Origin of the sequence: Paracoccus sp. C2R09, from assembly GCF_018860625.1 — a bacterium.
Lineage (GTDB): Bacteria > Pseudomonadota > Alphaproteobacteria > Rhodobacterales > Rhodobacteraceae > Paracoccus.
The window spans coordinates 395,909-422,635 of the sequence record NZ_JAHKQB010000029.1 but is presented as its reverse complement, the minus strand read 5'-3'; the positions used below and the strand labels follow the sequence as shown (position 1 = coordinate 422,635).

General features: G+C 66.8%; 29 protein-coding genes. 8 read left to right on the top strand and 21 right to left on the bottom strand.

The window, feature by feature from the left end; genetic code table 11:
- Window position 1: 1 nt before the first annotated feature.
- From KO490_RS13960 to KO490_RS13945, 4 genes are read right to left on the bottom strand one after another with little or no spacing between them, the layout of a single operon-like run.
- Complete coding sequence (locus KO490_RS13960; protein WP_216020008.1) at window positions 2-448, bottom strand: NUDIX domain-containing protein; 447 nt, start codon at window positions 446-448, stop codon at window positions 2-4.
- Window positions 445-1,479: a 5-(carboxyamino)imidazole ribonucleotide synthase gene (locus KO490_RS13955; protein ID WP_216020007.1), complete on the bottom strand. Its 1,035-nt coding sequence runs from the start codon at window positions 1,477-1,479 to the stop codon at window positions 445-447. Before KO490_RS13955 ends, KO490_RS13960 begins: the two co-directional genes overlap by 4 nt.
- Window positions 1,472-1,957: a 5-(carboxyamino)imidazole ribonucleotide mutase gene (gene purE, locus KO490_RS13950; protein WP_216020006.1), complete on the bottom strand. Its 486-nt coding sequence runs from the start codon at window positions 1,955-1,957 to the stop codon at window positions 1,472-1,474. Before purE ends, KO490_RS13955 begins: the two co-directional genes overlap by 8 nt.
- 59 nt (window positions 1,958-2,016) lie before the next feature.
- On the bottom strand, window positions 2,017-2,235 hold the full coding sequence (locus KO490_RS13945; RefSeq protein WP_216020169.1) for a YdcH family protein: 219 nt from the start codon (window positions 2,233-2,235) through the stop codon (window positions 2,017-2,019).
- Window positions 2,236-2,442: 207 nt separating this feature from the next.
- Here KO490_RS13945 and KO490_RS13940 point away from each other — a divergent pair, with 207 nt between their 5' ends.
- Window positions 2,443-2,853 carry an Hsp20 family protein gene (locus tag KO490_RS13940; protein ID WP_216020005.1) on the top strand — a complete coding sequence of 137 codons (411 nt, stop codon included), beginning with the start codon at window positions 2,443-2,445 and terminating at the stop codon, window positions 2,851-2,853.
- An 11-nt stretch (window positions 2,854-2,864) separates the two neighbouring features.
- Entirely contained in the window at window positions 2,865-3,086 is a 222-nt protein-coding gene (locus KO490_RS13935; RefSeq protein ID WP_216020004.1) for a DUF1150 family protein, read from the top strand.
- Here KO490_RS13935 and KO490_RS13930 read toward each other — a convergent pair.
- From KO490_RS13930 to trxB, 4 genes are all read right to left on the bottom strand, one after another.
- On the bottom strand, window positions 3,080-3,898 hold the full coding sequence (locus KO490_RS13930) for a hypothetical protein (RefSeq protein WP_216020003.1): 819 nt from the start codon (window positions 3,896-3,898) through the stop codon (window positions 3,080-3,082). The two genes, KO490_RS13935 and KO490_RS13930, sit on opposite strands and share 7 nt — an antisense overlap.
- The gene (locus KO490_RS13925; protein WP_216020002.1) at window positions 3,895-5,307 is read right to left on the bottom strand and encodes an MFS transporter; all 1,413 of its coding nucleotides are present in this window, start codon (window positions 5,305-5,307) and stop codon (window positions 3,895-3,897) included. The genes KO490_RS13930 and KO490_RS13925 overlap by 4 nt, the downstream gene beginning before the upstream one ends.
- A 104-nt stretch (window positions 5,308-5,411) precedes the next feature.
- A complete protein-coding gene (locus tag KO490_RS13920; protein WP_216020001.1) occupies window positions 5,412-7,121 on the bottom strand; it encodes a bifunctional sulfate adenylyltransferase/adenylylsulfate kinase in 1,710 nt (569 codons plus the stop codon).
- 226 nt (window positions 7,122-7,347) lie between these two features.
- Window positions 7,348-8,343 carry a thioredoxin-disulfide reductase gene (gene trxB, locus KO490_RS13915; RefSeq protein WP_216020000.1) on the bottom strand — a complete coding sequence of 332 codons (996 nt, stop codon included), beginning with the start codon at window positions 8,341-8,343 and terminating at the stop codon, window positions 7,348-7,350.
- A 144-nt stretch (window positions 8,344-8,487) separates the two neighbouring features.
- Here trxB and KO490_RS13910 point away from each other — a divergent pair, with 144 nt between their 5' ends.
- Window positions 8,488-8,988, top strand: coding sequence for an Lrp/AsnC family transcriptional regulator (locus KO490_RS13910; RefSeq protein ID WP_216019999.1), 501 nt, complete (start codon window positions 8,488-8,490; stop codon window positions 8,986-8,988).
- Window positions 8,989-8,992: 4 nt separating this feature from the next.
- On the opposite strand, the gene pgeF is transcribed toward KO490_RS13910, so the two are convergent.
- From pgeF to lgt, 3 genes are read right to left on the bottom strand one after another with little or no spacing between them, the layout of a single operon-like run.
- Window positions 8,993-9,763, bottom strand: a complete 771-nt coding sequence (gene pgeF, locus KO490_RS13905) for a peptidoglycan editing factor PgeF (RefSeq protein WP_216019998.1) — start codon at window positions 9,761-9,763, stop codon at window positions 8,993-8,995.
- Window position 9,764: 1 nt separating this feature from the next.
- On the bottom strand, window positions 9,765-10,805 hold the full coding sequence (locus KO490_RS13900) for a class I SAM-dependent methyltransferase (protein WP_216019997.1): 1,041 nt from the start codon (window positions 10,803-10,805) through the stop codon (window positions 9,765-9,767).
- On the bottom strand, window positions 10,802-11,683 hold the full coding sequence (gene lgt / locus KO490_RS13895) for a prolipoprotein diacylglyceryl transferase (protein ID WP_216019996.1): 882 nt from the start codon (window positions 11,681-11,683) through the stop codon (window positions 10,802-10,804). The genes KO490_RS13900 and lgt overlap by 4 nt, the downstream gene beginning before the upstream one ends.
- Before the next feature lie 130 nt (window positions 11,684-11,813).
- On the opposite strand from lgt, the gene KO490_RS13890 reads away from it, so the two are divergent.
- Complete coding sequence (locus KO490_RS13890; protein ID WP_216019995.1) at window positions 11,814-12,062, top strand: accessory factor UbiK family protein; 249 nt, start codon at window positions 11,814-11,816, stop codon at window positions 12,060-12,062.
- Here KO490_RS13890 and KO490_RS13885 read toward each other — a convergent pair.
- Entirely contained in the window at window positions 12,059-12,364 is a 306-nt protein-coding gene (locus KO490_RS13885) for a DUF6476 family protein (protein ID WP_216019994.1), read from the bottom strand. The genes KO490_RS13890 and KO490_RS13885 overlap by 4 nt on opposite strands.
- Between KO490_RS13885 and KO490_RS13880 the strand changes: the two genes are divergently transcribed.
- From KO490_RS13880 to KO490_RS13870, 3 genes are all read left to right on the top strand, one after another.
- Entirely contained in the window at window positions 12,363-13,385 is a 1,023-nt protein-coding gene (locus KO490_RS13880) for an RluA family pseudouridine synthase (RefSeq protein ID WP_216019993.1), read from the top strand. The genes KO490_RS13885 and KO490_RS13880 overlap by 2 nt on opposite strands.
- Before the next feature lie 141 nt (window positions 13,386-13,526).
- Window positions 13,527-14,444: an RNA polymerase sigma factor RpoH gene (rpoH, locus tag KO490_RS13875; protein ID WP_216019992.1), complete on the top strand. Its 918-nt coding sequence runs from the start codon at window positions 13,527-13,529 to the stop codon at window positions 14,442-14,444.
- Window positions 14,445-14,510: 66 nt separating this feature from the next.
- Window positions 14,511-15,521, top strand: coding sequence for a hypothetical protein (locus KO490_RS13870; protein ID WP_216019991.1), 1,011 nt, complete (start codon window positions 14,511-14,513; stop codon window positions 15,519-15,521).
- A gap of 3 nt (window positions 15,522-15,524) precedes the next feature.
- On the opposite strand, the gene KO490_RS13865 is transcribed toward KO490_RS13870, so the two are convergent.
- On the bottom strand, window positions 15,525-16,286 hold the full coding sequence (locus KO490_RS13865; protein ID WP_216019990.1) for an NAD kinase: 762 nt from the start codon (window positions 16,284-16,286) through the stop codon (window positions 15,525-15,527).
- 202 nt (window positions 16,287-16,488) lie between these two features.
- Between KO490_RS13865 and glyA the strand changes: the two genes are divergently transcribed.
- A complete protein-coding gene (glyA, locus tag KO490_RS13860) occupies window positions 16,489-17,784 on the top strand; it encodes a serine hydroxymethyltransferase (protein WP_216019989.1) in 1,296 nt (431 codons plus the stop codon).
- A gap of 51 nt (window positions 17,785-17,835) precedes the next feature.
- Here the strand turns inward: glyA and KO490_RS13855 are convergent, their stop codons facing one another.
- The 8 genes from KO490_RS13855 to KO490_RS13820 are packed head-to-tail and all read right to left on the bottom strand — an operon-like array spanning window position 17,836 to window position 26,619.
- On the bottom strand, window positions 17,836-18,246 hold the full coding sequence (locus KO490_RS13855; protein WP_216019988.1) for an SRPBCC family protein: 411 nt from the start codon (window positions 18,244-18,246) through the stop codon (window positions 17,836-17,838).
- Between the two features lie 36 nt (window positions 18,247-18,282).
- A complete protein-coding gene (locus KO490_RS13850) occupies window positions 18,283-19,065 on the bottom strand; it encodes a crotonase/enoyl-CoA hydratase family protein (RefSeq protein ID WP_216019987.1) in 783 nt (260 codons plus the stop codon).
- The gene (locus tag KO490_RS13845; protein ID WP_216019986.1) at window positions 19,058-19,921 is read right to left on the bottom strand and encodes a hydroxymethylglutaryl-CoA lyase; all 864 of its coding nucleotides are present in this window, start codon (window positions 19,919-19,921) and stop codon (window positions 19,058-19,060) included. The genes KO490_RS13850 and KO490_RS13845 overlap by 8 nt, the downstream gene beginning before the upstream one ends.
- Window positions 19,914-21,842, bottom strand: coding sequence for an acetyl/propionyl/methylcrotonyl-CoA carboxylase subunit alpha (locus tag KO490_RS13840; RefSeq protein WP_216019985.1), 1,929 nt, complete (start codon window positions 21,840-21,842; stop codon window positions 19,914-19,916). The genes KO490_RS13845 and KO490_RS13840 overlap by 8 nt, the downstream gene beginning before the upstream one ends.
- Before the next feature lie 7 nt (window positions 21,843-21,849).
- Complete coding sequence (locus KO490_RS13835) at window positions 21,850-23,454, bottom strand: carboxyl transferase domain-containing protein (RefSeq protein WP_216019984.1); 1,605 nt, start codon at window positions 23,452-23,454, stop codon at window positions 21,850-21,852.
- Between the two features lie 20 nt (window positions 23,455-23,474).
- Window positions 23,475-23,927: a lysozyme inhibitor LprI family protein gene (locus KO490_RS13830; RefSeq protein ID WP_216019983.1), complete on the bottom strand. Its 453-nt coding sequence runs from the start codon at window positions 23,925-23,927 to the stop codon at window positions 23,475-23,477.
- Window positions 23,924-25,459: an AMP-binding protein gene (locus KO490_RS13825; protein ID WP_371822364.1), complete on the bottom strand. Its 1,536-nt coding sequence runs from the start codon at window positions 25,457-25,459 to the stop codon at window positions 23,924-23,926. Before KO490_RS13825 ends, KO490_RS13830 begins: the two co-directional genes overlap by 4 nt.
- Window positions 25,459-26,619, bottom strand: a complete 1,161-nt coding sequence (locus KO490_RS13820) for an isovaleryl-CoA dehydrogenase (protein WP_216019982.1) — start codon at window positions 26,617-26,619, stop codon at window positions 25,459-25,461. Before KO490_RS13820 ends, KO490_RS13825 begins: the two co-directional genes overlap by 1 nt.
- Window positions 26,620-26,727: the final 108 nt, after the last annotated feature.

Below are 26,727 nucleotides of genomic sequence, written 5' to 3'. Positions count from 1 at the left end.
CTCAGCCCACGATCCGTTCCAGCGGGTCGTAATGGGCGGAGGTGCTGTCCCAGATCAGATCGATCAGGCTGTCGGGTTTGTAGCGCATTCCCGACAGTTCATCCCGGTCCACCCACCGGAACCGGTTCACCACCCCATCGGGATCTTCCAGAACGACACCCGAACCGCCCGTCAGGACGGCGCGGAAATGCAGTTCGATCTGGTGGAAACCGCTTTGCGGATCGTGGAACTCGTTCACGAGGAAGGGCGGACCGATCGCGATATCAAGCCCGGTTTCCTCGTGGATCTCGCGCGCGAGGTTCCGGGTCAGCGACTGTCCACGCTCGACGCCGCCACCGGGCAGGCACCACAGGTCGGACCGCTCGCCCGGATAGGCGTTCACCATCAGCACCCGGCCCTCGTGCAGGATCGCGGCGCGAACCGCGATCCGGGGCCGGGCCAGGGTCATTGCGTGATCCGGTTGGCATGCCCCATCTTGCGACCGGGCCGGGCATCGCCCTTGCCATAGAGATGCAGCTGAACCCGCGGTTCGGCCAGCAGCGACGGCACGCGGGCCATGTCGTCACCGATCAGGTTTTCCATCACCACGTCGGCGTAACGCTTGCCATCGCCAAGCGGCAGGCCCGCCACCGCGCGGATATGCTGTTCGAACTGATCGACCGCACAACCGGCCTGCGTCCAGTGGCCGGAATTGTGGACCCTCGGCGCGATCTCGTTGACGATCAGCCCGTCGGCGGTGACGAACAGCTCGACCCCCAGAACGCCGACATAATCCAGCGCATTCGCGATCTGCGCGGCCATCAGAACCGCATCGGTCGTGACGCGGGCGGGCTGGCCGCAAGGCACGGTGGTCGTGCGCAGGATGCCGCCCTCGTGGACGTTCAGGCCCGGATCGAAGGCCGCGACCTGCCCATCCGCCCCGCGTGCGATGATGACGCTGATCTCGGCGGTGAAATCGACGAAGCCTTCCAGGACCGATGCCGCGCCGGTCCATTCCGCAGGACCGTCGCCGATGCGGACCTGTCCCTTGCCGTCATAGCCCATGCGGCGCGTCTTCAGGATCGACGGGCGTCCGATCCGTTCGATCGCCCCGTCCAGCGCGGCCTCGTCGGGGACATCCGCGAAGGGGGCCGTGCGCAGGCCGATCTGCTGAAGGAAGTTCTTTTCGGTCAGCCGGTCCTGGGAAACCGCAAGCGCGCGACGGTTGGGCCGGATCGGGCGCAGGCTCTCCAGCAGATCCAGCGCCGAGGTGGGCACGTTCTCGAATTCGTATGTGATGACATCGACGGATTCGGCGAAGGCACGCAGGGCGGCCTCGTCCTCGTAAGGGGCACGCGTCACGCGCCATGCCACGTCGCCCGCGATGCTGTCGCCCGGCTCGTAGATATGGCAGCGCAGCCCCAAGCGGCTGGCCGCGACGGACAGCATGCGGCCCAGCTGACCGCCGCCAAGGATGCCGATGGTGCGGATCTCAGTCATCGGAGGGCTCCTCGGGGATCGAGGCCGACAGCGCATCGCGCCATGCATCCAGCCGCGCGGCCAGATCGTCGTCCGATACCGCCAGGATCCCTGCCGCCATCAGGCCCGCATTGGCCGCGCCCGCCGCACCGATGGCCATGGTCGCCACCGGAAAACCCTTGGGCATCTGCAGAATGGAATAGAGCGAATCGACACCCGACAGCGCGCGCGTCTGGACCGGCACGCCGATGACCGGCACGCGGGTCTTGCTGGCCATCATCCCCGGCAGATGGGCCGCGCCGCCCGCACCCGCGATGATCACCTTCAGCCCGCGCGACACGGCGGTCTTGCCGTAATCCCACAGCCGGTCGGGGGTGCGATGGGCACTGACGATCTTCGTCTCGTAGGGGATCGCAAGCTCGTCCAGAATGGCCGCAGCCTCGCGCATCGTCGACCAGTCAGACTGGCTGCCCATGATGATTCCGACCGAAATTTCCATCGCCAATTCCCCGTGCGTTTGCCTGTGCACGCCATAGCGCGCCGGGCCCCTGCCCGCAATCAGGCGATGATGTCGGGGGTCAGTTCGTCTTCCAGCCGGGCAATGCGATCCTTCAGGATCAGTTTCTGTTTCTTCAGACGCTGGATGGACAGCGTGTTGATCAGCGCCTGCCCCTGAAGGGCGGCGATCGCCTCGTCCAGATCCCGATGCTCGAAGCGCAATGCCGCAAGGCGGGCGCGCACGATCTCTTCGTGGTTCATGGAATGCTGCATGTTCATGGGGCGTCTCGGCATGGCTTGATGCTGTGTTGCCCGATCATACCCGTTTGCCGTCCGCCTGTTAACAGTTCTTGCACGATATGCGTGGAAAACGGTGCAGATGCGCCACGGGCTTGCGCGGATGGGATCGCGCGCACATATTGGAATGCGAAGGGGTCGCCGCCACGGGGCCCCGGACGACCAGTCGCTTAACCGCAAAGGGCTGACATGACCAAGATATCACTGGGCTCGCATCCCTATCTGCTGGGTTTCGACCAACTTGAACGCATGGCCGAACGCGCTGCCAAGGGGTCCGAAGGGTATCCGCCCTACAATATCGAACATATCGCGCCCGACGGTTTTCGCATCACGCTGGCCGTGGCCGGTTTCGCGGATCCCGACCTTGCCGTCACCACCGAGGACCGCCAGCTGGTAATCCGGGGCCGCATGCCCGAAAGCGACGGCGAACGCGTGTTCCTGCACCGGGGCATCGCCTCGCGGGCGTTCCAGCGCAGCTTCGTTTTGGCCGACGGGGTCGAGGTCGTTTCCGCCTCGATGGAGAACGGGCTTCTGAACATCGATCTGAAGCGCGTCCAGCCCGAGCAGGTCGTCCAGACCATTCCGATCAGCCGCAAGTAAGGGGGCCAATCATGGACCATGAATTCGATTTCGGCGAAACGAAACAGATCGTCTATGTCCGCGAGGTCGCGGCCGAGACGCTACCCGACGACGTTCGCGAACAACTGGGCGACGTCACCTCGATGTATGCCGTCCACGACACGGATGGCGAACGACTGGCGCTGGTCACGGACCGCAAGATGGCCTTCATGCTGGCCCGCCAGAACGAGCTGAGCCCGGTCAGCGTTCACTGACCCGCATCGGGCGCGTATCGCATGAAGGCGAATGCGCGCCCGTCCGGCGACCAGCAGGGCACATTGATGCTGCCCTGCCCGCCAAACAGGCATAGAAGCCTGCGCCGGTCGCCGCCATCGGGCGACATCGCCCACAACTCGACATCCCTGTCCCTCGGGTGCCCCTGCGTTCCGGGCGCGTATGACAGATAGAGGACGTGGCCCCCGCAGGGCGAGGGATGCGGAAACCAGTTCACCCGCTCATCGCGAAAGACGGGTGCGGCCTCGGTTCCGTCGGCCCGCATCTTCCAGATCTGGGCATGTCCGGTCGCATCCGAATTGAACCACACCCATTCCCCGCAGGCCGAAAAGTCCGGTCCGTCGTGGTGGCCCGGCCAGTCGGTCAGCACAGCCTCGGACCCTGTCGCGGTATCGAGGACGGCGACGCGCACGACCCGGTCGCCACCCCTGACGCAGGCATAGGTGATGCGCGCGCCGTGCGCCCCGTGCCACCAGCTGGGCCGCGGCAGATCGACGGGTCGGCAGCCTTCCGGTCCCAGGACATGCATCCCCGCGCCCGTCCCGTCATGGGCCGAGAAGACGATGCGTCCGTCGGGCAGAAATCCATGGTCGTTGTTGCAGCGCTCGGACGTGCCGCGCGGGATCGGGGTCAGGCCCGTCGCATCGGCCCGCCACAGTCCCCCGTCGCCATTGACCAGGAACCGGCCATCGGGATGCCAGTTCGGTGCCTCGATCAGCCGATCGGTCCGCAGGATCACCTGAACGGCACCCGTCTGCATGTCGTAGGTCTCGAGCGAGCTGCGCCAGTTCATGCCCGACGCTCTCTCATCAGGATCCAGCGCAGGGCCAGGATCGACAGGATCGTCGCGAAGACCCCGACCTGATACCCGAGCGCGTGGTTCAGCGCCTGCGGATAGCCGTCCTGCTGCAGGCGCACGAAGAACAGCCCCGACACGATGGCGATGCCGATCGCCGCGCCGACCTGCTGCAGCGCCTGCATCGTGCCCGTGGCGGCCCCCGCGATCCGTCCGGGCACGTCGCGCAGCACCAGCTGGAACAAAGGAGAGATCGCGAGCCCCATCCCCAGCCCGTTGATCGCAAGGGGCGGTGCGAAGGTCCACAGATGCAGATCGGCGGGCGGATTGCCGACCATGTGGCGCAACCATGTCATGCCGCACAGCAGGATGCCCGCCCCCAGGGCGATCCGGCCGGGAATCCACCGTGTTCCGAACCGGCCGGTGATGTAACTGCCCGTCATTACCCCAAGCGGAAACGGCGCCGTTGCCAGCCCCGATTGCAGCGGCGTGAAGTCGAACCCGGTCTGCAGGTATATCGCATAGACGAGGAACATCCCCGGAATGGCCGAGAAATGCAGCATGACGATCAGGATCCCGCTGAGGAAACCGCGATCCTTCAACAGCATCACCGGCAGCAGCTGCTCTCGTCCCTGCCGTTCCAGCGACGCCTGACGGCGCAGGAACAGGGCGGCGACGGGCAGCGTCAGGGCCAGGGCGGCGATGGTCCAGGACGGCCAGCCCAGCAGCGGCCCCTCGACCACGGGCAGCACCACCAACGAGATCGCGCTGGCAAAGAGGAAGACCCCCAGCCAGTCGATGCGCATCGCGCTTTCGGGGATCAGACGGGGAATGAGGCGCAATCCGCCCAGAACCACGATGATCCCGAAGGGCAGGTTCACCAGGAAGATGGGGCGCCAGTCCAGCCCCCACAAGTCCACGGTGATCAGCAGACCGCCCAGCAGCGGCCCGGTCACGGCGCCCAGGCTGATGATCACGCCGGCAAGCGCGAAGGCGCGGGCCTTCTCCTCGGGGCGGAAGATGACATGCATGATCGCCATGACCTGCGGCACCATCATCGCGCCGCCCACGCCCTGCAACGCGCGCGAGGCGATCAGCACCTCGACATTCGGGGCAAAGCCGCACAATGCGGATGCCAGGGTGAACATCGTCACCCCCCACAGGAACAGCCGCCTGCGCCCCAGCTTGTCCCCGAAGCGACCGCAAGGCAGCAGGCCCACCGCGAAGGTCATCACATAGGCCGCCGAGATCCATTCGATCTGGGTTTCCGATGCCTGCAACGCGTCGCGTATCGACGGCAGCGCCACGTTGACGATGCTGACATCGATCAGGTTCATGAAATTGCCCATCAGCAGCAGCACCGTGGCTGCCCATGGGTTCGGCGTCTTCTCGGGTATGGCAGTCATCGGATCCCCGTCAGGTCGCATGGGCAACCCGCCCTGCCTTCGGGGGTTCCCTTCCAACGAAAAAGGCCCCGGCTGATGCCGGGGCCCCGTCTTTGATCAGCGGATCACGAGAGGCCGATCAGGCCCATCGCTTCCAGCTTCAGCAGGACCTGATGCGCGGCACCGTCGACGTCGATATCGGTGGTGTCGATGCTCAGCTCGGGGTTCTGCGGTTCCTCGTAGGGATCCGAGATGCCGGTGAACTCCTTGATCTTGCCTTCGCGTGCCAGCTTGTACAGACCCTTGCGGTCACGACGCTCGCATTCCTCCAGCGGGGTCGCGACATGGATCTCGACGAACGCGCCACCGGCCTCGACCATCTCGCGCACGGCGCGGCGGGTCGCGGTATAGGGGGCGATCGGCGCGCAGATCGCGATGCCGCCGTTCTTCGTGATCTCCGACGCGACATAGCCGATGCGCTTGATGTTGATGTCGCGGTGTTCCTTGCTGAAGCCAAGCTCGCTCGACAGGTGCTTGCGGACGACATCGCCATCCAGCAGCGACACGGGACGACCGCCCATCTCCATCAGCTTGACCATCAGCGCGTTGGCGACGGTCGACTTGCCCGAACCCGAAAGGCCGGTGAAGAAGACGGTGAAGCCCTGCTGGGCGCGCGGCGGCGAGGTGCGGCGCAGCTGCTGCACGACCTCGGGGAAGCTGAACCATTCCGGAATGTCCAGGCCTTCGCGCAGACGGCGACGCAGTTCGGTACCCGAGATGTTCAGGACGGTCACGCCCTCTTCGATCTCATCCGCCGGTTCGTACTGGGCGCGCTCCTGCACATAGACCATGTGCTTGAAGTCGACCATCTCGACGCCGATCTCGTCCTGATACTTGCGGAACAGGTCCTGCGCGTCATAGGGGCCGTAGAAATCCTCGCCGGCGCTGTTCTTGCCGGGGCCGGCATGGTCGCGGCCGACGATGAAGTGCGTCACGCCGTGGTTGGCGCGGATCAGGCCGTGCCAGACAGCTTCGCGCGGACCGGCCATGCGCATGGCAAGGTTCAGCAGCGACAGGTTGGTCGTGGCGGCCGGATACTTGTCCAGCACTGCCTCGTAGCAGCGGACGCGCGTGAAATGGTCCACATCGCCCGGCTTCGTCATGCCGACGACCGGATGGATCAGCAGGTTGGCCTGGGCCTCGCGCGCGGCGCGGAAGGTCAGTTCCTGGTGGGCGCGGTGCAGCGGGTTGCGCGTCTGGAAGGCGACGACGCGGTTCCAGCCCAGCTTCTTGAAGAAGGTGCGCAATTCGTTCGGCGTGTTGCGACGGGCACGGAAATCGTAATGCGTCGGGGTCTGCAGACCCTTGACCGGGCCGCCCAGATAGACCGGACCCGCGACGTTGTGCAGATAGTTCACGGCCGGATGCGCCAGGTCGTCCGCACCGAAGACCTTCTCGGCCTCCAGCGACTTGTTCGGGACCCATTTGTCGGTCACCGACATGATGGCCAGGATGACGCCTTCCTGGTCGCGCAGCGCGATGTCGGTGCCGGGGGCCAGCCCTTCGGCGAACTTCTCGGACACGTCCAGGTTGATGGGCATCGGCCACAGCTGCCCCGAGGTCAGGCGCATGTCGCTGACGACGCCGTCGTAATCGGCCTCGGTCAGGAAACCCTTGAGCGGGTTGAAGCCGCCATTCATCAGCAGTTCCAGATCGCAGATCTGGCGCGGGGTCAGATCCCAGCTGGGCATGTTGCCGGCTTCGTCCTTCAGGGCGGCGGCGGCGTCAGCCGAGACGTAGAGCTCGGGGATCGGGGACTGGTTGGGATGCGTCATGTCTCGGAACTCGAGGTGGTTGCGGATATATGCGAAATCGCGCGGGCCGTCGGTCCACGCTACGCCATGACCATTAGACGTGCGGAAACCGATATTCAAGTCTGGGAAAACGCTTTTCGCGAAACTTCGCCGGCGCAATACCGTCAAGGCACCCGGCATGTGTCCATGCAACCACAAGGGGCAGGACATCGCTGCCCTGCCCCTTCGTCATGTCGTGGTGACGGGTTCAGTGGATCGAAGCGACCAGCGGTTCCGGCGCGACCTCGACCTCGCCTTCGGCGGCCAGGAAATGCTCGGCGTCCAACGCGGCCATGCAGCCCATCCCGGCGCTGGTCACCGCCTGGCGATAGACGTGATCGGTCAGATCGCCCGCTGCAAAGACACCCGGGATCGAGGTCCGCGTGCTGCCCGGCTCGACCTTCACATAGCCCCCGTTGTGCAGTTCCAGCTGGTCGACCACCAGTTCCGAGGACGGCGCATGGCCGATGGCCACGAAGACGCCATCCGCCGCGATTTCGCGCGTCGTGCCGTCCTTGGTCGATTTCAGCAGCGCTCCGTTCACGCCCATCGGATCTTCGGCCCCGTGAACCTCGACCAGTTCGTGGTCCCAGATCACCTCTGCCTTGGGGTTCTTGAACAGCCGATCCTGAAGGATCTTCTCGGCGCGCAGGCTGTCGCGGCGATGGACCAGCGTCACCTTGCTGGCGAACTTCGTCAGGAACAGCGCCTCTTCGACGGCGGTGTTGCCGCCGCCGATCACCAGCACCTCGCGGTTGCGATAGAAGAAGCCGTCGCAGGTCGCACAGGCGCTGACGCCAAAGCCCTTGAACTTCTCCTCGGACGGCAGGCCCAACCAGCGCGCCTGCGCCCCGGTCGCAAGGATCACCGCATCCGCCGTCACGACACGCCCGCTGTCGCAGGTCGCGGTGAAGGGGCGCTTCTGCAGGTCCAGTTCGGTCACCAGGTCGGTCACGATTTCGGCACCCATCGCGCGGGCATGCTCTTCCATCTTCACCATCAGCTCGGGGCCCTGGATCTCGGTCTCGCCGGGCCAGTTCTCGACTTCGGTGGTGATGGTCAACTGTCCGCCGGGCTGCATCCCCTGGATCAGCATCGGTTCCAGCATCGCGCGCGATGCATAGACGGCGGCAGTATAGCCTGCCGGGCCGGATCCGACGATCAAAACTTTCACATGGCTGCGTTCGGTCATCTTGCGCCTCATTCCCGCTTTGTGCATGAGGTAGTCCCTCCGGAGCGTAACTGCAACGCATCCCGGACCTGCTGCATATTCAGAAAGAATGTTGCGCGGACCGGCTGCCCATTGTAGTTTCCGGCAACGCCTGAATTGAATACAAGAAAGAGCAGCATGGCCGGCGCCAAACTGGACGACATCGACCGCAAGATCCTGGCCGAACTACAGGCCGACGGCCGAATGACCAATGTCGAACTGGCGCGCCGCGTCGGCATCTCTGCGCCCCCCTGCCTGCGCCGCGTCCGCGCGTTGGAGGAGCTGGGCTATATCCGCGGCTATCACGCCGATATCGATGCGCGCGAACTGGGCTTCGAGGTTCAGGTCTTCGCGATGGTGCGTCTGGCGCAGCAATCCGAACGCGACCTGTCGGCATTCGAGGCCTGCGTCCAGGACTGGCCGCTGGTCCGGGAATGCCACATGCTGAACGGCGAGATCGACTTCATCCTGAAATGCGTCTCGCCCGATCTGTCCACCTTCCAGCGTTTTCTGACCGAGAAGCTGACCGCCGCGCCGAACGTGGCCAGCGTCAAGACCTCGCTCGTGATCCGCGGGGCCAAGGACGAACCTTCGGTCCCCTTCGAGGTGGTCGAGGAACGCATCCGCGACGCCAGCTGATTCGTCACGGCGCCAGCGCGATGGCCGAGATCAGGCGACCGTAATCCGCCTGCCCCTCATGCGTCGATCTGCGATAGCTGAAGAAGCGATCCGGATCGGCATAGGTGCAATGGCGCGACCATTCGGCCATGACCCCCGCCTCGCGCAGGCGCATCAGGCCGAATGCAGGCAGATCGAACATCGGTCGCCCGTTCGGACCGCCCGCGAAGAAACGCTGATGGGCGGGGTCGTCGGACAGGAACTCGTCCATGAACTCGTCCCCGACCTCGTAATTCGCCTGAGAGATCGAGGGCCCGATCACCGCACGGATATCCGTGGCGCCGATCGCGCGCATCGCATCCACCGTCGCCTCGATCACGCCGCCGATGGCCCCGCGCCAGCCCGCATGACAGGCACCCACGACGCCCGCCCTGGCATCCGCGAACAGGATCGGCTGACAATCGGCCGTCAGCACCGCCAGCGCCACATCGGGGCGCGCAGTGACGATCCCGTCCGCCTGGATGTCGCGCGTGGCGACCGGATCGGCGGCATCGTCCAGCGTGACGACATCGGCCGAATGGATCTGCTTGACCGTCGCAAGGCCCGTATCCGGCACCCCCATCGCCTGCGCGACGCGGCCGCGATTCACCTGCACCATCTCGGACTGGTCGGTCGATCGCCTGCCGCAGTTCAGCCCCGCGAACAGACCCGAGGACGCCCCCCCCTTGCGGGTGAAGAAGCCGTGTCGCGTGCCGTCCAGCAGCGGATGGGTCAGGATTTCAAGCGTGGTCTGCATGTCACTCCAGCGGGGTAAAGCCGGGGACCGCAGGTGCCCCCTTCGGCCAGATCGCGATTGCCTTGAACAGGTGACCCATTTCCGCGGGGTCGGTCAAGCGGTGAAGCGCGGCGGCCGCGTTCCGATCGCCCGCACGGGTCAGCGCCTCGGCGCGTGCCTCGATCCCCAGCAGCCGCAGCCAGTCGCCCTGATGGATGGGCCGCGCGACCTGCGCGCCGGCATCCAGCGCGGCTGCCGCCAGCGGCGCGAAATCGACATGCGCGGTCAGATCGGCCAGTCCCGGATTGGCCAGCGGATCCTCGGGGGTGTGATCGCGCAGGGCCTGGAAACTGTCACCATAGCCGTTCCAGCCCCCGTAATCGACGATGATCGCGGCACCGCCATGCGCGGCGATGCGCTGCGCGATGGTGCGGATCGCCGCGACGCCTTCGGGGCATTCCTCGACGATATCGCCGGGCTGCCCGGCACGGCGCAGCGGCACGACCTGCCCCAACCCCATCGCAAGCGCGCCATCCTCCAGCCCGACAAGGCGTTCGCGCCAGCCGTCATCGGTCATCTGGTATTGGCGGATCGGAAGCGCGTCGATGAACTCGTTCGCCACCAGGAACAAAGGCTTGGCTGGCAGATCCTCGACCCGGTCCAGATGACGTGCATCGGGCAGGCGCTGCGATTGCACCTGCCGCAGATGGGCAGATGCCTCGATCAGGGCCACCTGCGCCGCATCCCGCATGCCCGGCGCCATGCGGATCGCGCGCAGCATGTCAGCCATCAGCGTGCCGCGCCCTGGGCCGGGCTCGGCCAGGCAGAAGGGCGAGGGGCTGCCCTGATCCATCCAGGCCTGCGCCAGCGCCAGACCGCACAGTTCGCCGAAGACCTGGTGGATTTCGGGGGCGGTCGTGAAATCGCCAGCGCGACCGAAGGGATCGCGGGTCGCGTAATACCCGTGGCGGCTGTCCAGAAGGCAGATGCGCATGTATTCGGACAAGGGCATCGGCCCCGTCGCGCGGATGCGCAGCGCGATCTGTTCCGCCAGGGGCGTCATGCGGCGACCACAGTCCGCGAACGCGCCCAGAGGATCAGCGCCAGTCCGATCACCACCATCGGCAGCGACAGCACCTGCCCCATGGTCAGCCCGATCACCGGCCCGCCGATCACATGTCCAAGCGGGTTGTCGGGCGTGATGAACTGCGCATCCGCCACGCGGAACAGCTCGACGAAGATGCGCGCAAGGCCGTAACCCAGAAGGAAGGTGCCGAAGGCTGCGCCGGGGCGCAGAAGCACGCCCGCCCGGACCAGAACCCACAGGATCAGGCCCAGCAGCAGTCCTTCCAACCCGGCCTCGTACAGCTGGCTGGGGTGACGCGCGCACAGCCCCTCGACGCCCGGGCATGCCTGCGCGGCCTGCCCCGGAAAGATCACGCCCCAGGGCAGTTCGGTCGGACGGCCCCACAGTTCGGCATTGATGAAATTCGCGATCCGCCCGAAGAACAGTCCGATGGGCGCCACGACCGCCATGGCATCGGCGATGCGCAGGACCGGGATCGCGTTGGCGCGGGCATAGAACCAGGTGGCGATGATGACGCCCGCGAACCCGCCGTGAAAGCTCATCCCGCCCTGCCAGACCTGCAGGATCTGCGCGGGGTTCGCCAGATAATAGGCCGGTTCGTAGAACAGCACGAAGCCCAGCCGTCCGCCCAGGATCACCCCCAGGATCACCCAGGTCAGCAGATCGTCCACCTTCTCGGGCTGCATGGGCGCGGTGCCGCCCCAGATCGCGGGCCGGCGCATCATCGCGACGATCAGCTGCCATCCGAGGATCAGCCCCGCGATATAGGCCAGCGCGTACCAGCGAAGGGCCAGGTTGAACCCGCCCAGCTGGATCGAGAAGATCTCGGGCGAAATATCGGGAAAGGGGATCATGTGGCCTCGGGATCGGTTGGGCGGGACAATTGGGCGCGCACGCTAGTGTCGCGGGCGGTCATGTCAACATTGAACCCCGGCGCGCGGACGGCCATATAGGGTCAAAGCCAACACAGGGAACAGCGTGCCCATGACCACTCAGAACCGCTTCTTCGACGACATGTCCAAGCTGATGACCAATGCGATGGGCGTGGCCCAAGGCGCCCGCTCCGAGGCCGAGACCGCCATGAAGGGCTGGATCGACCGCTGGCTGGCCGAGCGCGATTTCGTGACCCGCGAGGAATTCGAGGCCGTCCGCGAGATGGCGATCAAGGCCCGCACCGAGAATTCCGAACTGAAGGCGCGGCTGGACGCGCTGGAAGGCAAGTCGGAAGATTAAGGCCTCACCCGGTCCCGCAGCGCACCGTCGCGGTCGAACAGCAGCACCTCGCCCGCGTCGGTGACGACGACGATCCAGTCGCGGGCAAAGGTGACGGCATCGGCCGTGGCCCCGTCCGGCAGGGCGATCGTTTCGGGCAGCGCAGGCAGGGACGGTTCCTGCAGGCGCATCCACAGCATCGCGACGACCGCGATCATCCCCAGCCCCATGACCAGCGTCAGCCCCGTCACCAGCGTCTTCAGCCAGCGCAGTTCGGGGACGGCTTTCGCCGCGTCCTTCCAATCGGTATCATCGTCCCTCATGTCGCACCTTACTGTGATCATCCCGGCAAACCCGCCCGAACGGCTTGATAAGGCGCTTGCCGTCTCGGTGCCAGAGGAAGCCGCCCTGTCGCGATCGCGGCTGGCGCGGCTGATCACCGAAGGCGCCGTCACCGGCCCGGACGGCCCCGCGACCGACCTGAAGATGCGGGTGGCCGAGGGGCAGGTCTTCACCATCGCCATCTCTGCCCCGCAAGAGGTCGAGACCCGCCCCGAGGCGATCCCGCTGGCCGTCGTGCACGAGGATGATGACCTCATCGTGATCGACAAGCCCGCCGGGATGGTCGTCCACCCTGCCCCGGGCAGCCCGTCGGGCACGCTGGTCAACGCGCTTCTGGCCCATTGTGGCGAATCGCTGTCGGGCATCGGCGGCGAGAAGCGTCCGGGCATCGTCCATCGGATCGACAAGGACACCTCGGGCCTGCTGGTCGTCGCGAAATCCGACCGCGCCCATCACGGCCTTGCCGCGCAGTTCGAGGCCCACAGCGCCAGCCGCAGATACCTGGCACTGGCCCATGGTGTGATCGACGCGGCCGATCCGCGCCTGCGCGGCGTCCGGGGCACGAATTTCGAGGATGGCGGCGTCCTCAAGATCACCACCAGCCTTGCCCGTCACCCGTCCGACCGGCAGAAGCAGGCGGTCTATTTCGACAAGGGCCGTCACGCCGTCACGCGCGCGAAGCTGCTGGAGAGTTTCGGCAGGCCGCCCTCGGCGATGCTGGTGGAGTGCCGCCTTGAAACCGGGCGCACGCATCAGATCCGTGTCCACATGGCGCATGTGGGCCTGGGGCTGATCGGCGATCCCGTCTATGGCGGCTCTCGCAAGGCATCGGCCAAGGCGCTCGGGGCGGCGGCCGCGCAGGTTGCGGCATTCGACAGGCAGGCGCTGCACGCCGCGCATCTGGGTTTCGTCCATCCCGTCAGCCAGGAACCCATGTCATTCGACAGCCCGCTGCCCGCCGACATGCAGGCCCTTCTGGACAGTTTGCGCGCGACCTCTTGACGCGGATGTGAGCGATCACCAAGTGACTTCCCCTGCCATTGCCGTCAGGATCGACGTCGGGCAGCGACCCGCCACGGACCGGTCCTGCGGAACCGGCGGGTTCCGCATGGCGTTCGAGGGTCTCTGGGAAAGGCAAGCATCATGGCAAACTATGGCAATCTTCCGGCCCCGAGCCCCGAACAGGGCCTGAACCGTTACCTTCAGGAAATCCGCAAGTTCCCCCTGCTGGAACCCGAAGAGGAATACATGCTGGCCAAGGCATGGGCCGATCACGAGGACAGCGAGGCCGCGCATCGCATGGTCACCAGCCACCTGCGCTTGGCCGCCAAGATCGCGATGGGCTATCGCGGTTACGGGCTGCCCCAGGCCGAGGTCATCTCCGAGGCGAATGTCGGCCTGATGCAGGCGGTCAAGCGCTTCGATCCCGAAAAGGGCTTCCGTCTGGCGACCTATGCGATGTGGTGGATCCGCGCCTCGATCCAGGAATACATCCTGCGGTCCTGGTCGCTGGTCAAGATGGGCACGACCAGCGCGCAGAAGAAGCTGTTCTTCAACCTGCGCAAGGCCAAGTCCCGCATCGGCGCGTTGGAGGATGGCGATCTGCGCCCCGAGAATGTCGCCCAGATCGCCAACGACCTGAACGTGACCGAGAAAGAGGTCATCGACATGAACCGCCGCCTGTCGGGTGGCGACGCGTCGCTGAACGCGCAGGTCGGTGCCGCCGATGGCGACAGTTCCGCCCAGTGGCAGGACTGGCTGGAGGACGAGGATGCCAACCAGGCCGAGGCCTATGCCGAGACCGAGGAGCTGGATACCCGTCGCCAGATGCTGATGGCCGCCATGGATGTCCTGAACGACCGCGAGAAGGACGTGCTGATGGAAAGGCGACTGCGCGACGATCCGATGACCTTGGAGGACCTGTCGGGTCGCTACAATGTCAGTCGCGAACGCATCCGCCAGATCGAGGTCCGCGCCTTCGAGAAGCTGCAGGAACGCATGCGGGTTCTGGCACGCGAAAAGGGAATGCGCATCAGGGACGGCGGCGACCAAGACGATTGATTGACGCGGCGTCCCGCTGCGCTATGGTCGGCGCTGTGACCTTCCGTTCCAGAGCCGACCCGCATCATGACTGCCTTGACTGAATTCCAGCGGCTCGAGGCTCAGGGTTCCTGGTGCGAAATCCCCGGCAAGGATGCCCGCGATGTGATCGTCTCGCTCGGGGAGGCGACCCTGACGCTGATGGACCCGCGCACGGACCGTCCGTTGACGCATTGGTCGCTGCCCGCGGTGGTTCGGCTGAACCCGGGGCGCATGCCGGCGTCTTATACTCCGTCGGCGACCGACCGGGATGAAACGGTCGATATCGACGATCCCCTGATGATCGAGGCGATCGAGCGCGTTCAGCGCGCCATCGCCAACCATCGCGCCCACCCGGGCCGCCTGCGGGGTGTGCTGGTCGCGCTTGTGCTGCTGGGCGTCGGTGTGGCGGGTGCGATGTGGCTGCCCGATGCGCTGATCCGTCATGCAGCACAGATCGCCCCGCCCGCGCAGGCCCGTTCGGTCGGCAAGGCGATCCTTGCCGATCTGGCGCATGACGGCAATGCCGTGTGCAAGCGTCGGACCGGCCAACAGGTTCTGGACTGGTTGACGAAGCGGCTGTTGGGACCGGATGCGCAGGCCTATGTCATCCCCGGACCGCTGAATGGCGCGCGCCGCCTTCCGGGCGACATCTATATCCTTGGCGATGACATGCTGATGGCCAGCACCGGCCCCGAGGCTGCGGCGGGGCACCTGCTGGCCGCAAGCCATGCCGTACCGCCCGAACCCGTCACGCTGGACGCATTGCGTCATGCCGGGTTGACCACCAGCATCCGGATGATGACGCTTGGGACCGTGCCTTCGAATTCCATGGCCGGATATGGTGCCGAGATCCTGGCCGAACCCCTGCCCCGTCCCGATCTGGACGCCCTGCCCGCAATCTTTGCCGACAAGGGCGTCGCCCTCACGCCCTATGCGCGGTCGCTGGATCCCACGGGCAGCAGCGTGATGTCGTTGATCAAGGCCGACACCGCCCCGGCCGAGGATCTTCTGACGGACGAGCAATGGCTGGCCCTGCAGCAGATCTGCGCGGGCTGACCCTCAGACGAACTGTTCGCGCAGCAGCCTTTCATCCAGCCCGTGCCCATCGTCGAACAGCAGGCGATGCGCGATGGTCGGCACGCTCTCGATATCGACCTTGATCACGTCGCGGACCGACCGGCTGTCGGCATCGGCCATGACGGGCCGGCGCGCGGGGTTCAGGACCTCGATCGTGACGCGGGCCACCTTTGGGATCAGCGCGCCGCGCCAGCGCCGCGGGCGGAAGGGCGCGATGGCCGTCAGGGCCAGCACCTCGGACCCGATGGGCAGGATCGGCCCATGGGCGGAATAATTGTAGGCCGTCGATCCCGCAGGCGTCGCCACCAGCGCACCGTCGCAGACCAGTTCCTCCATCCGCAGGCGGCCATCGACGCTGATCCGCAGCTTGGCGGCCTGCGGTCCCTGCCGCAGCAGGCTGACCTCGTTGATGGCCAGCGCCTCGTGGCAGATGCCGTCGCCGCAGGTGGCGCGCATCCGCAGCGGGTTGATCACCGTCTCCTCGGCCCGGTCCAGGCGTTCGTGCAGGCCATCCTCGTCGAAGCTGTTCATGAGGAAACCGACCGTGCCGCGATTCATGCCATAGACCGGCAGGTTCCGCCCCTTCATGGCGTGCAGCGTCTGCAGCATGAAACCGTCCCCGCCAAGCGCCACGACGATCTCGGCCTCGTTCAGGGGAACCGAGCCGTAACGCGACATCAGCCGTTCATGCGCCATCAGCGCGGCCTCGGCCTGGCTTGCGGTGAAATGGATCTTCCGCGTCATCTGCCCGTAACGTCCCCCCGGATTGTCAGGGGCGGAGCATTGAACGCCCGCCCGCCGATGACAACCCCCAACCGGCCCCCCGCCCGAAGCCCCACCCGCGTCGCGGATGGCGCGCGGCGGGTCGTTTTGTCACTTTCCGCACCGGACACCTTGCGCTAGAACGCGCCCCATCTGCAGCCCACAGCCATAAAGGACGCGCGACATGAACGCCCCGACCCGCGACACTGGCTTCTTCACCGAAACGCTTGAAACCCGCGACCCCGACATCGCCCGCGCCATCACCCAGGAACTGGGTCGCCAGCGCGACGAGATCGAGCTGATCGCATCGGAAAACATCGTCAGCCGCGCTGTGATGGAAGCCCAGGGTTCGGTCCTGACCAACAAATACGCCGAAGGATATCCCGGCAAGCGCTACTATGGCGGTTGCCAGTATGTCGACATCGCCGAGAACCTGGCGATCGAGCGTGCCAAGGAACTGTTCGGCTGCGAATACGCCAACGTCCAGCCCAATTCGGGCAGCCAGATGAACCAGGCCGTGTTCCTGGCACTGCTGCAGCCGGGCGACACCTTCATGGGTCTCGACCTGAATTCGGGCGGTCACCTGACGCATGGTTCGCCCGTGAACATGTCGGGCAAGTGGTTCAACGTCGTCAGCTATGGCGTGCGTCAGCAGGACCAGCTGCTGGACATGGACGCCATCGCCGAGGCCGCGCGCCAGCATAAGCCCAAGCTGATCGTCGCCGGCGGCACCGCCTACAGCCGCGTCTGGGACTGGGCCGCCTTCCGCGCCATCGCGGACGAGGTCGGCGCCTATCTGATGGTGGACATGGCCCATATCGCGGGCCTGGTCGCGGGCGGTCAGCATCCCTCGCCGCTGCCGCATGCGCATGTCGTCACCTCGACCACGCACAAGTCGCTGCGCGGCCCGCGCGGTGGTCTGATCCTGACCAACGATGCCGACATCGCCAAGAAGATCAACAGCGCAGTCTTCCCCGGTCTGCAGGGTGGTCCGCTGATGCATGTGATCGCCGCCAAGGCCGTGGCCTTCGGCGAAGCACTGCGCCCCGGCTTCAAGGATTACGCGGCGCAGGTCGTCAAGAACGCGGCCGCCATGGCCGATGAGCTGATGAAGGGCGGGATCGACATCGTCTCGGGCGGGACCGACAACCACCTGTGCCTGGCCGACCTGCGTCCCAAGGGCGTGACCGGCAAGGCGACCGAGGCCGCACTGGGCCGTGCGCATATCACCTGCAACAAGAACGGCGTGCCCTTCGACCCCGAAAAGCCCTTCGTGACCTCGGGCATCCGCCTGGGCGCGCCTGCGGGCACGACGCGAGGCTTCGCCGAGGCCGAGTTCCGCCAGATCGCCCGCTGGATCGTCGAGGTCGTCGATGGCCTTGCCGCCAATGGCGAAGAGGGCAACGCCGCCGTCGAGGAAAAGGTGCGCAACGAGGTTTCCGAGCTCTGCGCACGCTTCCCGCTGTATCAGGGCATGTGATCCCGGATCAGCGATCCGATCGGCCCGCCGCGTGATGCGCGGCGGGCCTTTTCATGTCTTCTGCGCCTCGGCATGGCGGGCAAAGCGATCCAGGATCGCCTGCCAGCCCGCGCGCTGCATCTCCTCGGAATGCGAGGGGTCGGGCTCGAAGCTCTCGCGGACAAGAACGCCGTCGGGCATGGGCGTGAACTCGACCCGCGCCTGCCTGCCATCGTCCAGCGTCGCGCCGATCACCGCATGGGGCTGGATATCGGTATAGCGCCCGGCGAAATCGAACCCCATGCTGCCATCCTTCGCCTCCATCCGCGAAAGAAAGCGCCCGCCGGGCTGCAGATCGACGCTTGCGGATGTCGTGTGCCAGTCGTCCGACGCCGCGTTCCATTGCTTGATATGTTCGGCCGAGGTCCAGCAATGCCAGACCACCGGCATCGGCGCGCGGACGAGGCGCTCGATCTCGATCATCGCATTCTCCTTGCAGGGCCGGAATGGCCCGCAGGATCAACTCTGCCAGCTTGGGCGCCGCTTGTCGAAGAAAGCCGTGATGCCCTCGACCGCCTCGGGGCCTTCCCAGGCGGCGACCAGCCGGTCGATGCTGTCCTCGATCACTTGCGCGTCGATGCGGGCCCCAAGCGCGCGGCACTGCGCCTTGGCCGCCGCGACCGCGCGCGGGGCCGCCAGAAGATAGGGCGCGATCTCGGCCTCGACGGCCGCGTCCAGTTCGGCGGCGGGCACCACGCGCGACGCAAGGTTCAGGTCGCGCGCCTCGGACGCGTCGAACAGCCGTCCCGAGAAATAGACCCGTCGCGCCCGTTCCTCGCCCATGCGAGCCAGGACATAGGGGCCGATGGTGGCGGGGATCAGCCCCAGCTTCACCTCGGTCAGGCCGAAGCGCGCGCCATCGGCCACCAGCGTGACATCGGCCACTGACATCATGCCAAGGCCGCCCCCGAAGGCATTGCCATGCACCCGTGCGATCAGCGGCTTCGGCAGCAGGTTCAGCGCCGACAGCATTCCGGCCAATGTCCGGGCGCCTTCCCGCCGGGTTTCGGCATCGGCATCGATCTGCTGGCGCATCCACCCCAGATCGCCCCCCGCGCAGAAGCTGGGGCCGTCGGCTGCCAGCACCACGACGCGGACCGCGTCATCGGCGGCCAGTGCCCGTGCGGCCTCGGTCAGTTCGTCCAGCATCTGCCGCGACAGGGCGTTGTGCTTGTCGGGACGCGCAAGCCACAGGGTCGCGACGCCGCGCGGGTCGGTCTCGATACGGATCGTCTCAGGCATCGGCTGGCCCCCTCATGCCGCGCGCAAGGGCGGCCGCCTCGTTCAAGATCGCCATGTCCAGCCCGGTGTCATGGCCCAGTTCGGCCAGCCTTGCGGCCACCGCCTCGGTCGCGACATTCCCGGCGGCACCGGGCGCATAGGGGCAGCCGCCCAGGCCGCCCACCGCCGCGTCGAAGACCCGCAACCCGCGGTCCAGGCTGACCTCGATGTTGCGCAGCGCAAGGCCGCCGGTGTCGTGATAATGGCCCGCCAGCTGTTCGGGCGGCGCGACGGACAGGACAGCCGCCAGCATCGCGTCGATCCGTTCGGGCGTGCCGCGTCCCACCGTGTCGCCCAGGCTGACCTCGTGACAGCCCATCGCGATCAGATCGGCCACGACGCGGGCCACCGCGCCCGGATCGGTCGGCCCGTCGAAGGGGCAGTCGGTCACCATGCTTACATAGCCGCGCAGGGGGATGCCGTCCGCGCGCGCGGCCTCGGCCACCGGGCGGAACCGCGCAAGGCTTTCGTCGATCGAGGCGTTGAGATTGGCGCGGCTGAAGCCCTCGGACGCGCTGGCGAAGATCGCGACCGCATCGGCGCGCGCCCGCCGCGCCGCATCATAGCCCTGCATGTTCGGCGTCAGCACCGCATAGGACACGCCCGGCCGTCGCCGGATGCCCGCCATGACCTGCGCCGCGTCGGCCATCTGCGGCACCCATTTGGGGCTGACGAAGCTGGTCACCTCGATCCGGCGGAAGCCCGCGCGGGACAGGGTGTCGACCAGCGCGATCTTGTCCAGCGAGGGGATCAGGCGCTTTTCGTTCTGCAGCCCGTCGCGCGGGCCCATCTCGAAGATCTCGACCGGATCAGCCATCGGTGTCCTCCAGCCGGATCAGCGGGGCGCCGGCCTCGACCTGCTGGCCCTCGGACGCCAGCACCTCGGCCACGATGCCGTCGCGGGCGGCGGTCAAGGTGTGCTCCATCTTCATTGCTTCGAGGATGGCCAGCCTGTCGCCCGCCGCGACCGCCTGCCCCGCCGCCACGTGGATCGCCCGGACCAGCCCCGGCATGGGCGATCGCGTCAGCCCGTCACCGCCATCGGCAGCCCCCTGTCGGTCCAGTGGGTCATCGGCCATCAGGATCAGCGTCGCCTGACCGAAGACGCCGACCCCGCCGTCGAAATGCCGGATCGCATCGGGACGCAATGCGCCATCGACCAGCCAGCGACCGCCCGCGCGGGTGACGTCATGTGCCGTGCCGTCGATGGTGACGCGGGCATGGTCGCGGCCCAGAACCTCCAGCATCGCATCACCACCCTGCCAGGCAATGCGGCGGCGCAGGGGCTGCCACAGCGTCGCGCCCCATTCGGCATCCGGCAGATCAAGGCCGGCCAGACCGATCACCCCAAGCGCCACTGCCGCGGCATCCGCATCGCGCGGCGCGGTCAGCCCATCCAGGTCACGCTCGATCAGGCCGGTATCGACATCGCCCGCCCGGAAGCCCGCCTGACGCGTCAGCGCGATCAGAAAGTCGAGATTGGTGACAGAGCCCGCAACCTCGGTCCGGGTCAATGCGCGGTCCAGCGATTGCAGCGCCGCCGCGCGGGTCGGGCCGTGGGTGACCACCTTGGCGATCATCGGATCGTACCAGGGGCTGATCCGGTCGCCGGTCCGCACGCCGGTCTCGATCCGCGCGCCTGCGGGGAAATCCAGATGCGCCAGCTGGCCCGTCGCGGGCAGGAAGCCTGCCGGAACATCCTCGGCATAGAGCCGCGCCTCGAAGGCGTGGCCCCTGATCGACAGGTCGGACTGACGGGCGGGCAGATCCTCGCCGCTGGCGACGCGCAGCTGCCATTCGACCAGATCGACGCCCGTGATCGCCTCGGTCACGGGGTGTTCGACCTGCAGGCGGGTGTTCATCTCCATGAACCAGAAGCGGTCGGGGCGCAGCCCGTCGCTGCCATCCACGATGAACTCGATCGTGCCTGCGCCGCTGTAGCCGATGGCCTCGGCGGCGCGGGTGGCGGCGTCGCCCATGGCATGGCGCATCTCGGAGGTCATGCCGGGGGCCGGGGCTTCCTCGATCACCTTCTGGTGGCGACGTTGCAACGAGCAGTCGCGTTCGAACAGATGCACGGCGCGGTTGCCGTCGCCAAAGACCTGCACTTCGATATGGCGGGGCTGCAGGACGTATTTCTCGATCAGGACGGCCGGGTTGCCGAAGGCGCCCTTGGCCTCGGACTGGGCGGATCGCAGTGCCTCGGCAAAGCCTTCGGGGGCATCGACGCGGCGCATGCCCTTGCCACCGCCGCCCGCAACGGCCTTGATCAGCACCGGATAGCCGATGTCGCCCGCTTGCTGCGCCAGATGCGCCGCATCCTGTTCCGCCCCGTGATAGCCGGGAACGACCGGCACGCCCGCCTTCTCCATCAGCGCCTTGGCCGCGTCCTTGAGGCCCATCGCGCGGATCGCATCGGCGGACGGGCCGATGAAGACCAGCCCCGCCGCCTGCACCGCATCGACGAAATCGGGGTTCTCGGACAGGAAACCGTATCCGGGATGGATGCCCTGCGCGCCGGTCGCCAGCGCCGCCCCGATGATGGCATCCCCGCGAAGATAGCTGTCGGCGGGTGCGGGGCCGCCGATATGGACGGCCTCGTCGGCCATGGCGACATGGCGGGCATCGCGGTCGGCATCGGAAAAGACGGCGACGGTCGCCACGCCCATCCGGCGGCAGGTGTCGATGACGCGGCAGGCGATCTCGCCCCGGTTCGCGATCAGGATCTTGTCGAACATGGCGGCCTCACATCCGGAACAGGCCGAAGCGCGTCGGCTCGATTGGGGCATTCAGGCTGGCACGCAGGGACAGGGCCAGCACGTCGCGGGTCTTGCGCGGATCGACGATGCCGTCGTCCCACAGCCGCGCCGAGGCATAGAGCGGGTGCGACTGGCGTTCGAACATCTCGATGGTCGGGCGCTTGAAGGCGGTCTCCTCCTCGGGGGTCCATGTACCGCCCTGGCGTTCGATGCCGTCGCGTTTCACGGTGGCCAGCACGCCCGCGGCCTGTTCGCCGCCCATGACGCTGATGCGGCTGTTGGGCCAGGTCCACAGGAAGCGCGGCGAATAGGCCCGCCCCGCCATGCCGTAATTGCCCGCGCCGAAGCTGCCGCCGACCAGCATGGTGATCTTGGGCACGTTGGTCGTGGCGACGGCGGTGACCATCTTGGCGCCGTGACGTGCGATGCCCTCGTTTTCGTATTTGCGACCGACCATGAAGCCGGTGATGTTCTGCAGGAAGACCAGCGGGATGCCGCGTTGCGAACACAGTTCGATGAAATGCGCGCCCTTCTGGGCAGCCTCGGAAAACAGCACGCCGTTATTCGCGACGATGCCCACCGGGCAGCCCTTCACATGCGCAAAGCCCGTCACCAGCGTTTCCCCGAAGCGCGCCTTGAATTCGTCGAAGCGGCTGCCATCCACGGTCCGGGCGATCACCTCGCGGATGTCATAGGGGGTGCGCAGGTCGGCGGGAACGACGCCCAGGATCTCGTCTGGGTCGTAGGCCGGATCCTCGGGGGATTGCCAGTTCACCGTGTCGGGCATCCGGCGGTTCAGGTTGGCGATGGCGCGGCGGGCCTGGGCCAGCGCATGGGCGTCATCCTCGGCCAGGTAGTCCGCGACGCCCGACAGGCGGGTATGCACGTCGCCGCCGCCCAGATCCTCGGAGGACACGACCTCGCCCGTCGCCGCCCTGACCAGCGGGGGGCCCGCCAGGAAGATCGTGCCCTGATCGCGCACGATGATCGTCACGTCGGACATGGCGGGCACATAGGCGCCGCCCGCCGTGCAGGACCCCATCACGACGGCGATCTGGGGAATGCCCTTCGCGCTCATCCTGGCCTGGTTGTAGAAGATGCGCCCAAAATGGTCGCGGTCGGGAAAGACCTCGTCCTGGTTGGGCAGGTTCGCGCCGCCGCTGTCCACAAGATAGACGCAGGGCAGATGGCATTCCTCGGCGATCTCCTGTGCGCGGAGGTGCTTCTTGACCGTCAGCGGATAATAGGTGCCGCCCTTCACCGTCGCGTCGTTCGCCACGACCATCACGTCCTGCCCATGGACGCGACCGACACCGGCGATCACGCCCGCGCAGGGGGCCGCACCGTCATACATCCCATGCGCCGCGAAGCCACCGATCTCCAGAAAGGGGCTGCCAGGGTCCAGCAGGTTCGCGACCCTTTCGCGCGGGGGCATCTTGCCGCGCCCGACATGGCGTTCCTGCGCCTTGGGGCCGCCACCGGCGGCGGCGATGCGGGCAGCCTCGGCGGTCTGTTCGATCAGTGCCAGATGCGCCTTGCGGTTGGCCTCGAACGTCTCCGATCCGGTCAGGGCGTTGCTGTTCAGTTTCATGGGCGTTCTCCGATCGGGCGTCAGTTCGGCTGCATGTTGCGCAGCTGCAGGGTCCGGATGGCCGTGTGGCGCAGCTGGCAATCCGCCGCCGCGACGGTCCGCATCGAACCGCCGCCATATCGGTCATAGGCCATGGTGCAATCGGCATCGCGAAGCGCGATCCAGGCGCGCTGCGCGTCCAGCAGCAGGTCGGCCTGATCCGGGCGCGCGTCGCGCAATGCGCGGTATTCGCGGTTCAGCAGCGTGTCCCACGCCTCGGTCTCGGCCATCAGGCATTCGCTGATCGCCAGCGTCGTGTCGGGCTGCGAATGCGCGGCCTGGCAGGCGTCGGCCGCGTTTCCGATGCAGTCTGGCGCGACATCGCCAAAGCCGGCGGCGTCGTGGCAGGCGCGCACCTCGGGTGCCATGTCCGCAGGCGTCTGCGCAAAGGCGGGGGGCGCCGTCAGCGCCAGGATCAGGATGAACGGTCTCATTCCGCCTCTGCCAGCTTGCGCAATTCGCGGCGCATGACCTTGCCCGTGACCGTCATCGGCAGGGATGGCATGAACGCGATCTCGCGTGGATAGGAATGCGCGGCGCAGAGCCGCTTCGCATGGGCCTGCAATTCGCTCGCCAGCGCGTCCGAGGGCGTCTGCCCGTCGCGCAGGACGACATAGGCCTTCACGATCTGGGTGCGCGTCGCGCAGGGCTTGCCCACCACCCCCACCTGCGCGACGGCAGGATGGCGCAGCAGGCAGTCCTCGATCTCGGACGGGCCGATGCGGTAGCCGGCGCTGGTGATCACGTCGTCGTCGCGCCCCAGGAACCGGACATAGCCGTCCTCAATCACGCCGCGATCGCCGGTCAGCATCCAGTCGCCGCGGAATTTCTGCGCCGTCGCATCGGGCCGGTTCCAGTATTCCAGCATCATGCTGCCCGCCCCGCGGCGGATGGCGATGTCGCCTTCGGCATCGACCGGATTGCCGTCCTGATCCACCACGGCGATGTCGAAGCCCGGCACCGCGCGGCCGATCGCGCCGGGCCGCACCGGGAACAGGCACGAGGCCGAGGTGGCGACCATGTTGCATTCGGTCTGGCCGTAGAATTCGTTGATCGTCAGCCCGAACGCCTCACGGCCCCAGTCCAGCATCTCGGCGCCCAGGGTCTCACCCCCCGAGGCGACGCTGCGCAGCCCGTCGATGCGGGCGCCGGATGCCTTGAGCATCTTGAGCGCGGTCGGCGGGAAAAAGACGTTTCGAATACCGCAATCGGCGATCAGCCCCGCGACCTGACCGGGGTCGAACTTGCCCGCCCGCGCCGCGACCAGCGGCACCCCAAGCGCCAGCGCGGGCATCGCTACGTCGAACAGCCCGCCGATCCATGCCCAATCCGCGGGCGTCCAGATCACGTCGTCCGGCTGCCCCAGCAGATCGTGGCTGAGGCACACCCCCGGCAGGTGCCCCGTCAGCATCCGGTGCCCGTGCAGCGCCCCCTTGGGCGCGCCGGTCGTCCCCGAGGTATAGATCAGCACGGCAGGATCGTCGGGACCGGTCCTGCGCGTGTCGAACGCCGCCCCCTCGGGCAGGCCATCTTCGGGAACGATCACCCGCAGGTCGGGGAAAGGGCGCAGCATATCGCGTCCTTCGGGATCGGTGACGACGGTGCGGACGCCCGCATCGCGCAGCCGCAGCTCCAGCGCCTCGGGGCCGAACAGCTTGAACAGCGGGACCGATATCGCCGCCGATTTCCAGATGGCCAGATGCGCGGCGGCGGTCCAGGCGGATTGCGTGCGCAGAACGCCCACGCGGTCGCCGCGATCGGCCCGAAGCTCATGCGCCAGCTGGTCGGTCATGCGGGTCAACGTGCCGTGATCGTAACGCCTTGGCGTGCCGTCATGTTCGATGATGGCAACCCGGTCCGCGGAATGGGCAAGACACTGATCGGCCATGTTCAGATCGGCGGGAAAGTCCCAGCTGAACCCGTCCCGCATCGCTTGCCAATCCGGAATGCCTGCAAGACCCATCATCATGTCAGGCTCATCAGTTCCCGGCCGATCAGCATGCGGCGGATCTCGCTGGTGCCGGCGCCGATCTCCATCAGCTTGGCGTCGCGGAACAGGCGGCTGACCACGCTGTCGTTCAAAAAGCCCGCGCCTCCAAGCGCCTGGACGGCCTGATGGGCCTGCACCATCGCCTGTTCGCTGGCATAAAGAACCGCGCCCGCCGCGTCCTGCCGCGTCACGCGACCCGTGTCGCAGGCGCGCGCGACCTCGTAGACATAGGCGCGGGCGGTGTTCAGCGCGACATACATGTCGGCGATCTTGCCCTGCATCAGCTGGAAGGACCCGACCGGCTGGCCGAACTGCTTGCGTTCCGCGACATAGGGCAGCACCTGGTCCAGGCATGCTGCCATGATGCCGGTGCCGATGCCCGACAGGACCACGCGTTCGTAATCGAGGCCCGACATCAGCACGCGGACGCCGCGCCCCTCCTGCCCCAGCACGTTTTCGAAGGGGATCTCGCAATCCTCGAAGATCAGCTCTCCGGTGTTCGAGCCGCGCATGCCCATCTTGTCGAAATGCGGGCCGGTGCTGAAGCCCTTCATGCCGCGTTCGACGATGAAGGCCGTGATGCCCTTGCTGCCCGCATCGGGGTCGGTCTTGGCATAGACGACCAGCGTGTCGGCATCGGGGGCGTTGGTGATCCAGTACTTGCTGCCGTTGAGGACATAGCGGTCGTTCCTCTTCTCGGCCCGCAGCTTCATGCCGACGACATCGCTGCCCGCGCCTTCCTCGGACATGGCAAGCGCGCCGACCGCCTTGCCGCTGCACAGATCGGGCAGGTATCTCGCGCGTTGCGCATCCGTGCCGTTCAGCTTGATCTGGTTCACGCACAGGTTCGAATGCGCGCCATAGGACAGGCTGACTGACGCGCTGGCACGGGCGATCTCCTCGGTGGCGATGACATGGGCCAGGTATCCCATGCCGGACCCGCCATCACCTTCGGAAACGGTGATGCCCAGCAGGCCCAGATCGCCCATCTCGGTCCACAACTCGTTCGGAAAGGCGTTGCTGCGATCGACCTCGGCCGCGATGGGCGCGATGCGGTCCTGCGACCAGCGATGCACCATCTCGCGCAGCGCATTCACGTCTTCGCCAAGATCGAATTCCATCCCCCGCGTGAACATCAGCAGCCCTCCCAAGCCGTTATTGAACACTTGTTCATTTCATACGGTGCCGCCCCTCACCGCGTCAAGTCCAAGGCTGCGCCCCCGGCCATATTCCGTCAAGCGGGC

Bases quoted from the DNA above. Each gene is read 5' to 3' on its own strand.
- KO490_RS13855 (WP_216019988.1), bottom strand. From the start codon at position 18,246: ATGATCGAGATCGAGCGCCTCGTCCGCGCGCCGATGCCGGTGGTCTGG.
- KO490_RS13840 (WP_216019985.1), bottom strand. From the start codon at position 21,842: ATGTTCGACAAGATCCTGATCGCGAACCGGGGCGAGATCGCCTGCCGC.
- KO490_RS13935 (WP_216020004.1), top strand. From the start codon at position 2,865: ATGGACCATGAATTCGATTTCGGCGAAACGAAACAGATCGTCTATGTC.
- rpoH (WP_216019992.1), top strand. From the start codon at position 13,527: ATGGCAAACTATGGCAATCTTCCGGCCCCGAGCCCCGAACAGGGCCTG.
- KO490_RS13920 (WP_216020001.1), bottom strand. From the start codon at position 7,121: ATGACGCATCCCAACCAGTCCCCGATCCCCGAGCTCTACGTCTCGGCT.
- KO490_RS13865 (WP_216019990.1), bottom strand. From the start codon at position 16,286: ATGACGCGGAAGATCCATTTCACCGCAAGCCAGGCCGAGGCCGCGCTG.
- trxB (WP_216020000.1), bottom strand. From the start codon at position 8,343: ATGAGGCGCAAGATGACCGAACGCAGCCATGTGAAAGTTTTGATCGTC.
- KO490_RS13925 (WP_216020002.1), bottom strand. From the start codon at position 5,307: ATGACTGCCATACCCGAGAAGACGCCGAACCCATGGGCAGCCACGGTG.
- lgt (WP_216019996.1), bottom strand. From the start codon at position 11,683: ATGATCCCCTTTCCCGATATTTCGCCCGAGATCTTCTCGATCCAGCTG.
- KO490_RS13910 (WP_216019999.1), top strand. From the start codon at position 8,488: ATGGCCGGCGCCAAACTGGACGACATCGACCGCAAGATCCTGGCCGAA.
- KO490_RS13960 (WP_216020008.1), bottom strand. From the start codon at position 448: ATGACCCTGGCCCGGCCCCGGATCGCGGTTCGCGCCGCGATCCTGCAC.
- KO490_RS13930 (WP_216020003.1), bottom strand. From the start codon at position 3,898: ATGAACTGGCGCAGCTCGCTCGAGACCTACGACATGCAGACGGGTGCC.
- KO490_RS13845 (WP_216019986.1), bottom strand. From the start codon at position 19,921: ATGGCTGATCCGGTCGAGATCTTCGAGATGGGCCCGCGCGACGGGCTG.
- KO490_RS13820 (WP_216019982.1), bottom strand. From the start codon at position 26,619: ATGTTCACGCGGGGGATGGAATTCGATCTTGGCGAAGACGTGAATGCG.
- KO490_RS13870 (WP_216019991.1), top strand. From the start codon at position 14,511: ATGACTGCCTTGACTGAATTCCAGCGGCTCGAGGCTCAGGGTTCCTGG.
- KO490_RS13880 (WP_216019993.1), top strand. From the start codon at position 12,363: ATGTCGCACCTTACTGTGATCATCCCGGCAAACCCGCCCGAACGGCTT.
- KO490_RS13850 (WP_216019987.1), bottom strand. From the start codon at position 19,065: ATGCCTGAGACGATCCGTATCGAGACCGACCCGCGCGGCGTCGCGACC.
- pgeF (WP_216019998.1), bottom strand. From the start codon at position 9,763: ATGCAGACCACGCTTGAAATCCTGACCCATCCGCTGCTGGACGGCACG.
- KO490_RS13940 (WP_216020005.1), top strand. From the start codon at position 2,443: ATGACCAAGATATCACTGGGCTCGCATCCCTATCTGCTGGGTTTCGAC.
- KO490_RS13885 (WP_216019994.1), bottom strand. From the start codon at position 12,364: ATGAGGGACGATGATACCGATTGGAAGGACGCGGCGAAAGCCGTCCCC.
- KO490_RS13830 (WP_216019983.1), bottom strand. From the start codon at position 23,927: ATGAGACCGTTCATCCTGATCCTGGCGCTGACGGCGCCCCCCGCCTTT.
- KO490_RS13945 (WP_216020169.1), bottom strand. From the start codon at position 2,235: ATGAACATGCAGCATTCCATGAACCACGAAGAGATCGTGCGCGCCCGC.
- KO490_RS13955 (WP_216020007.1), bottom strand. From the start codon at position 1,479: ATGACTGAGATCCGCACCATCGGCATCCTTGGCGGCGGTCAGCTGGGC.
- glyA (WP_216019989.1), top strand. From the start codon at position 16,489: ATGAACGCCCCGACCCGCGACACTGGCTTCTTCACCGAAACGCTTGAA.
- KO490_RS13825 (WP_371822364.1), bottom strand. From the start codon at position 25,459: ATGATGGGTCTTGCAGGCATTCCGGATTGGCAAGCGATGCGGGACGGG.
- KO490_RS13835 (WP_216019984.1), bottom strand. From the start codon at position 23,454: ATGAAACTGAACAGCAACGCCCTGACCGGATCGGAGACGTTCGAGGCC.
- purE (WP_216020006.1), bottom strand. From the start codon at position 1,957: ATGGAAATTTCGGTCGGAATCATCATGGGCAGCCAGTCTGACTGGTCG.
- KO490_RS13890 (WP_216019995.1), top strand. From the start codon at position 11,814: ATGACCACTCAGAACCGCTTCTTCGACGACATGTCCAAGCTGATGACC.
- KO490_RS13900 (WP_216019997.1), bottom strand. From the start codon at position 10,805: ATGACGCCCCTGGCGGAACAGATCGCGCTGCGCATCCGCGCGACGGGG.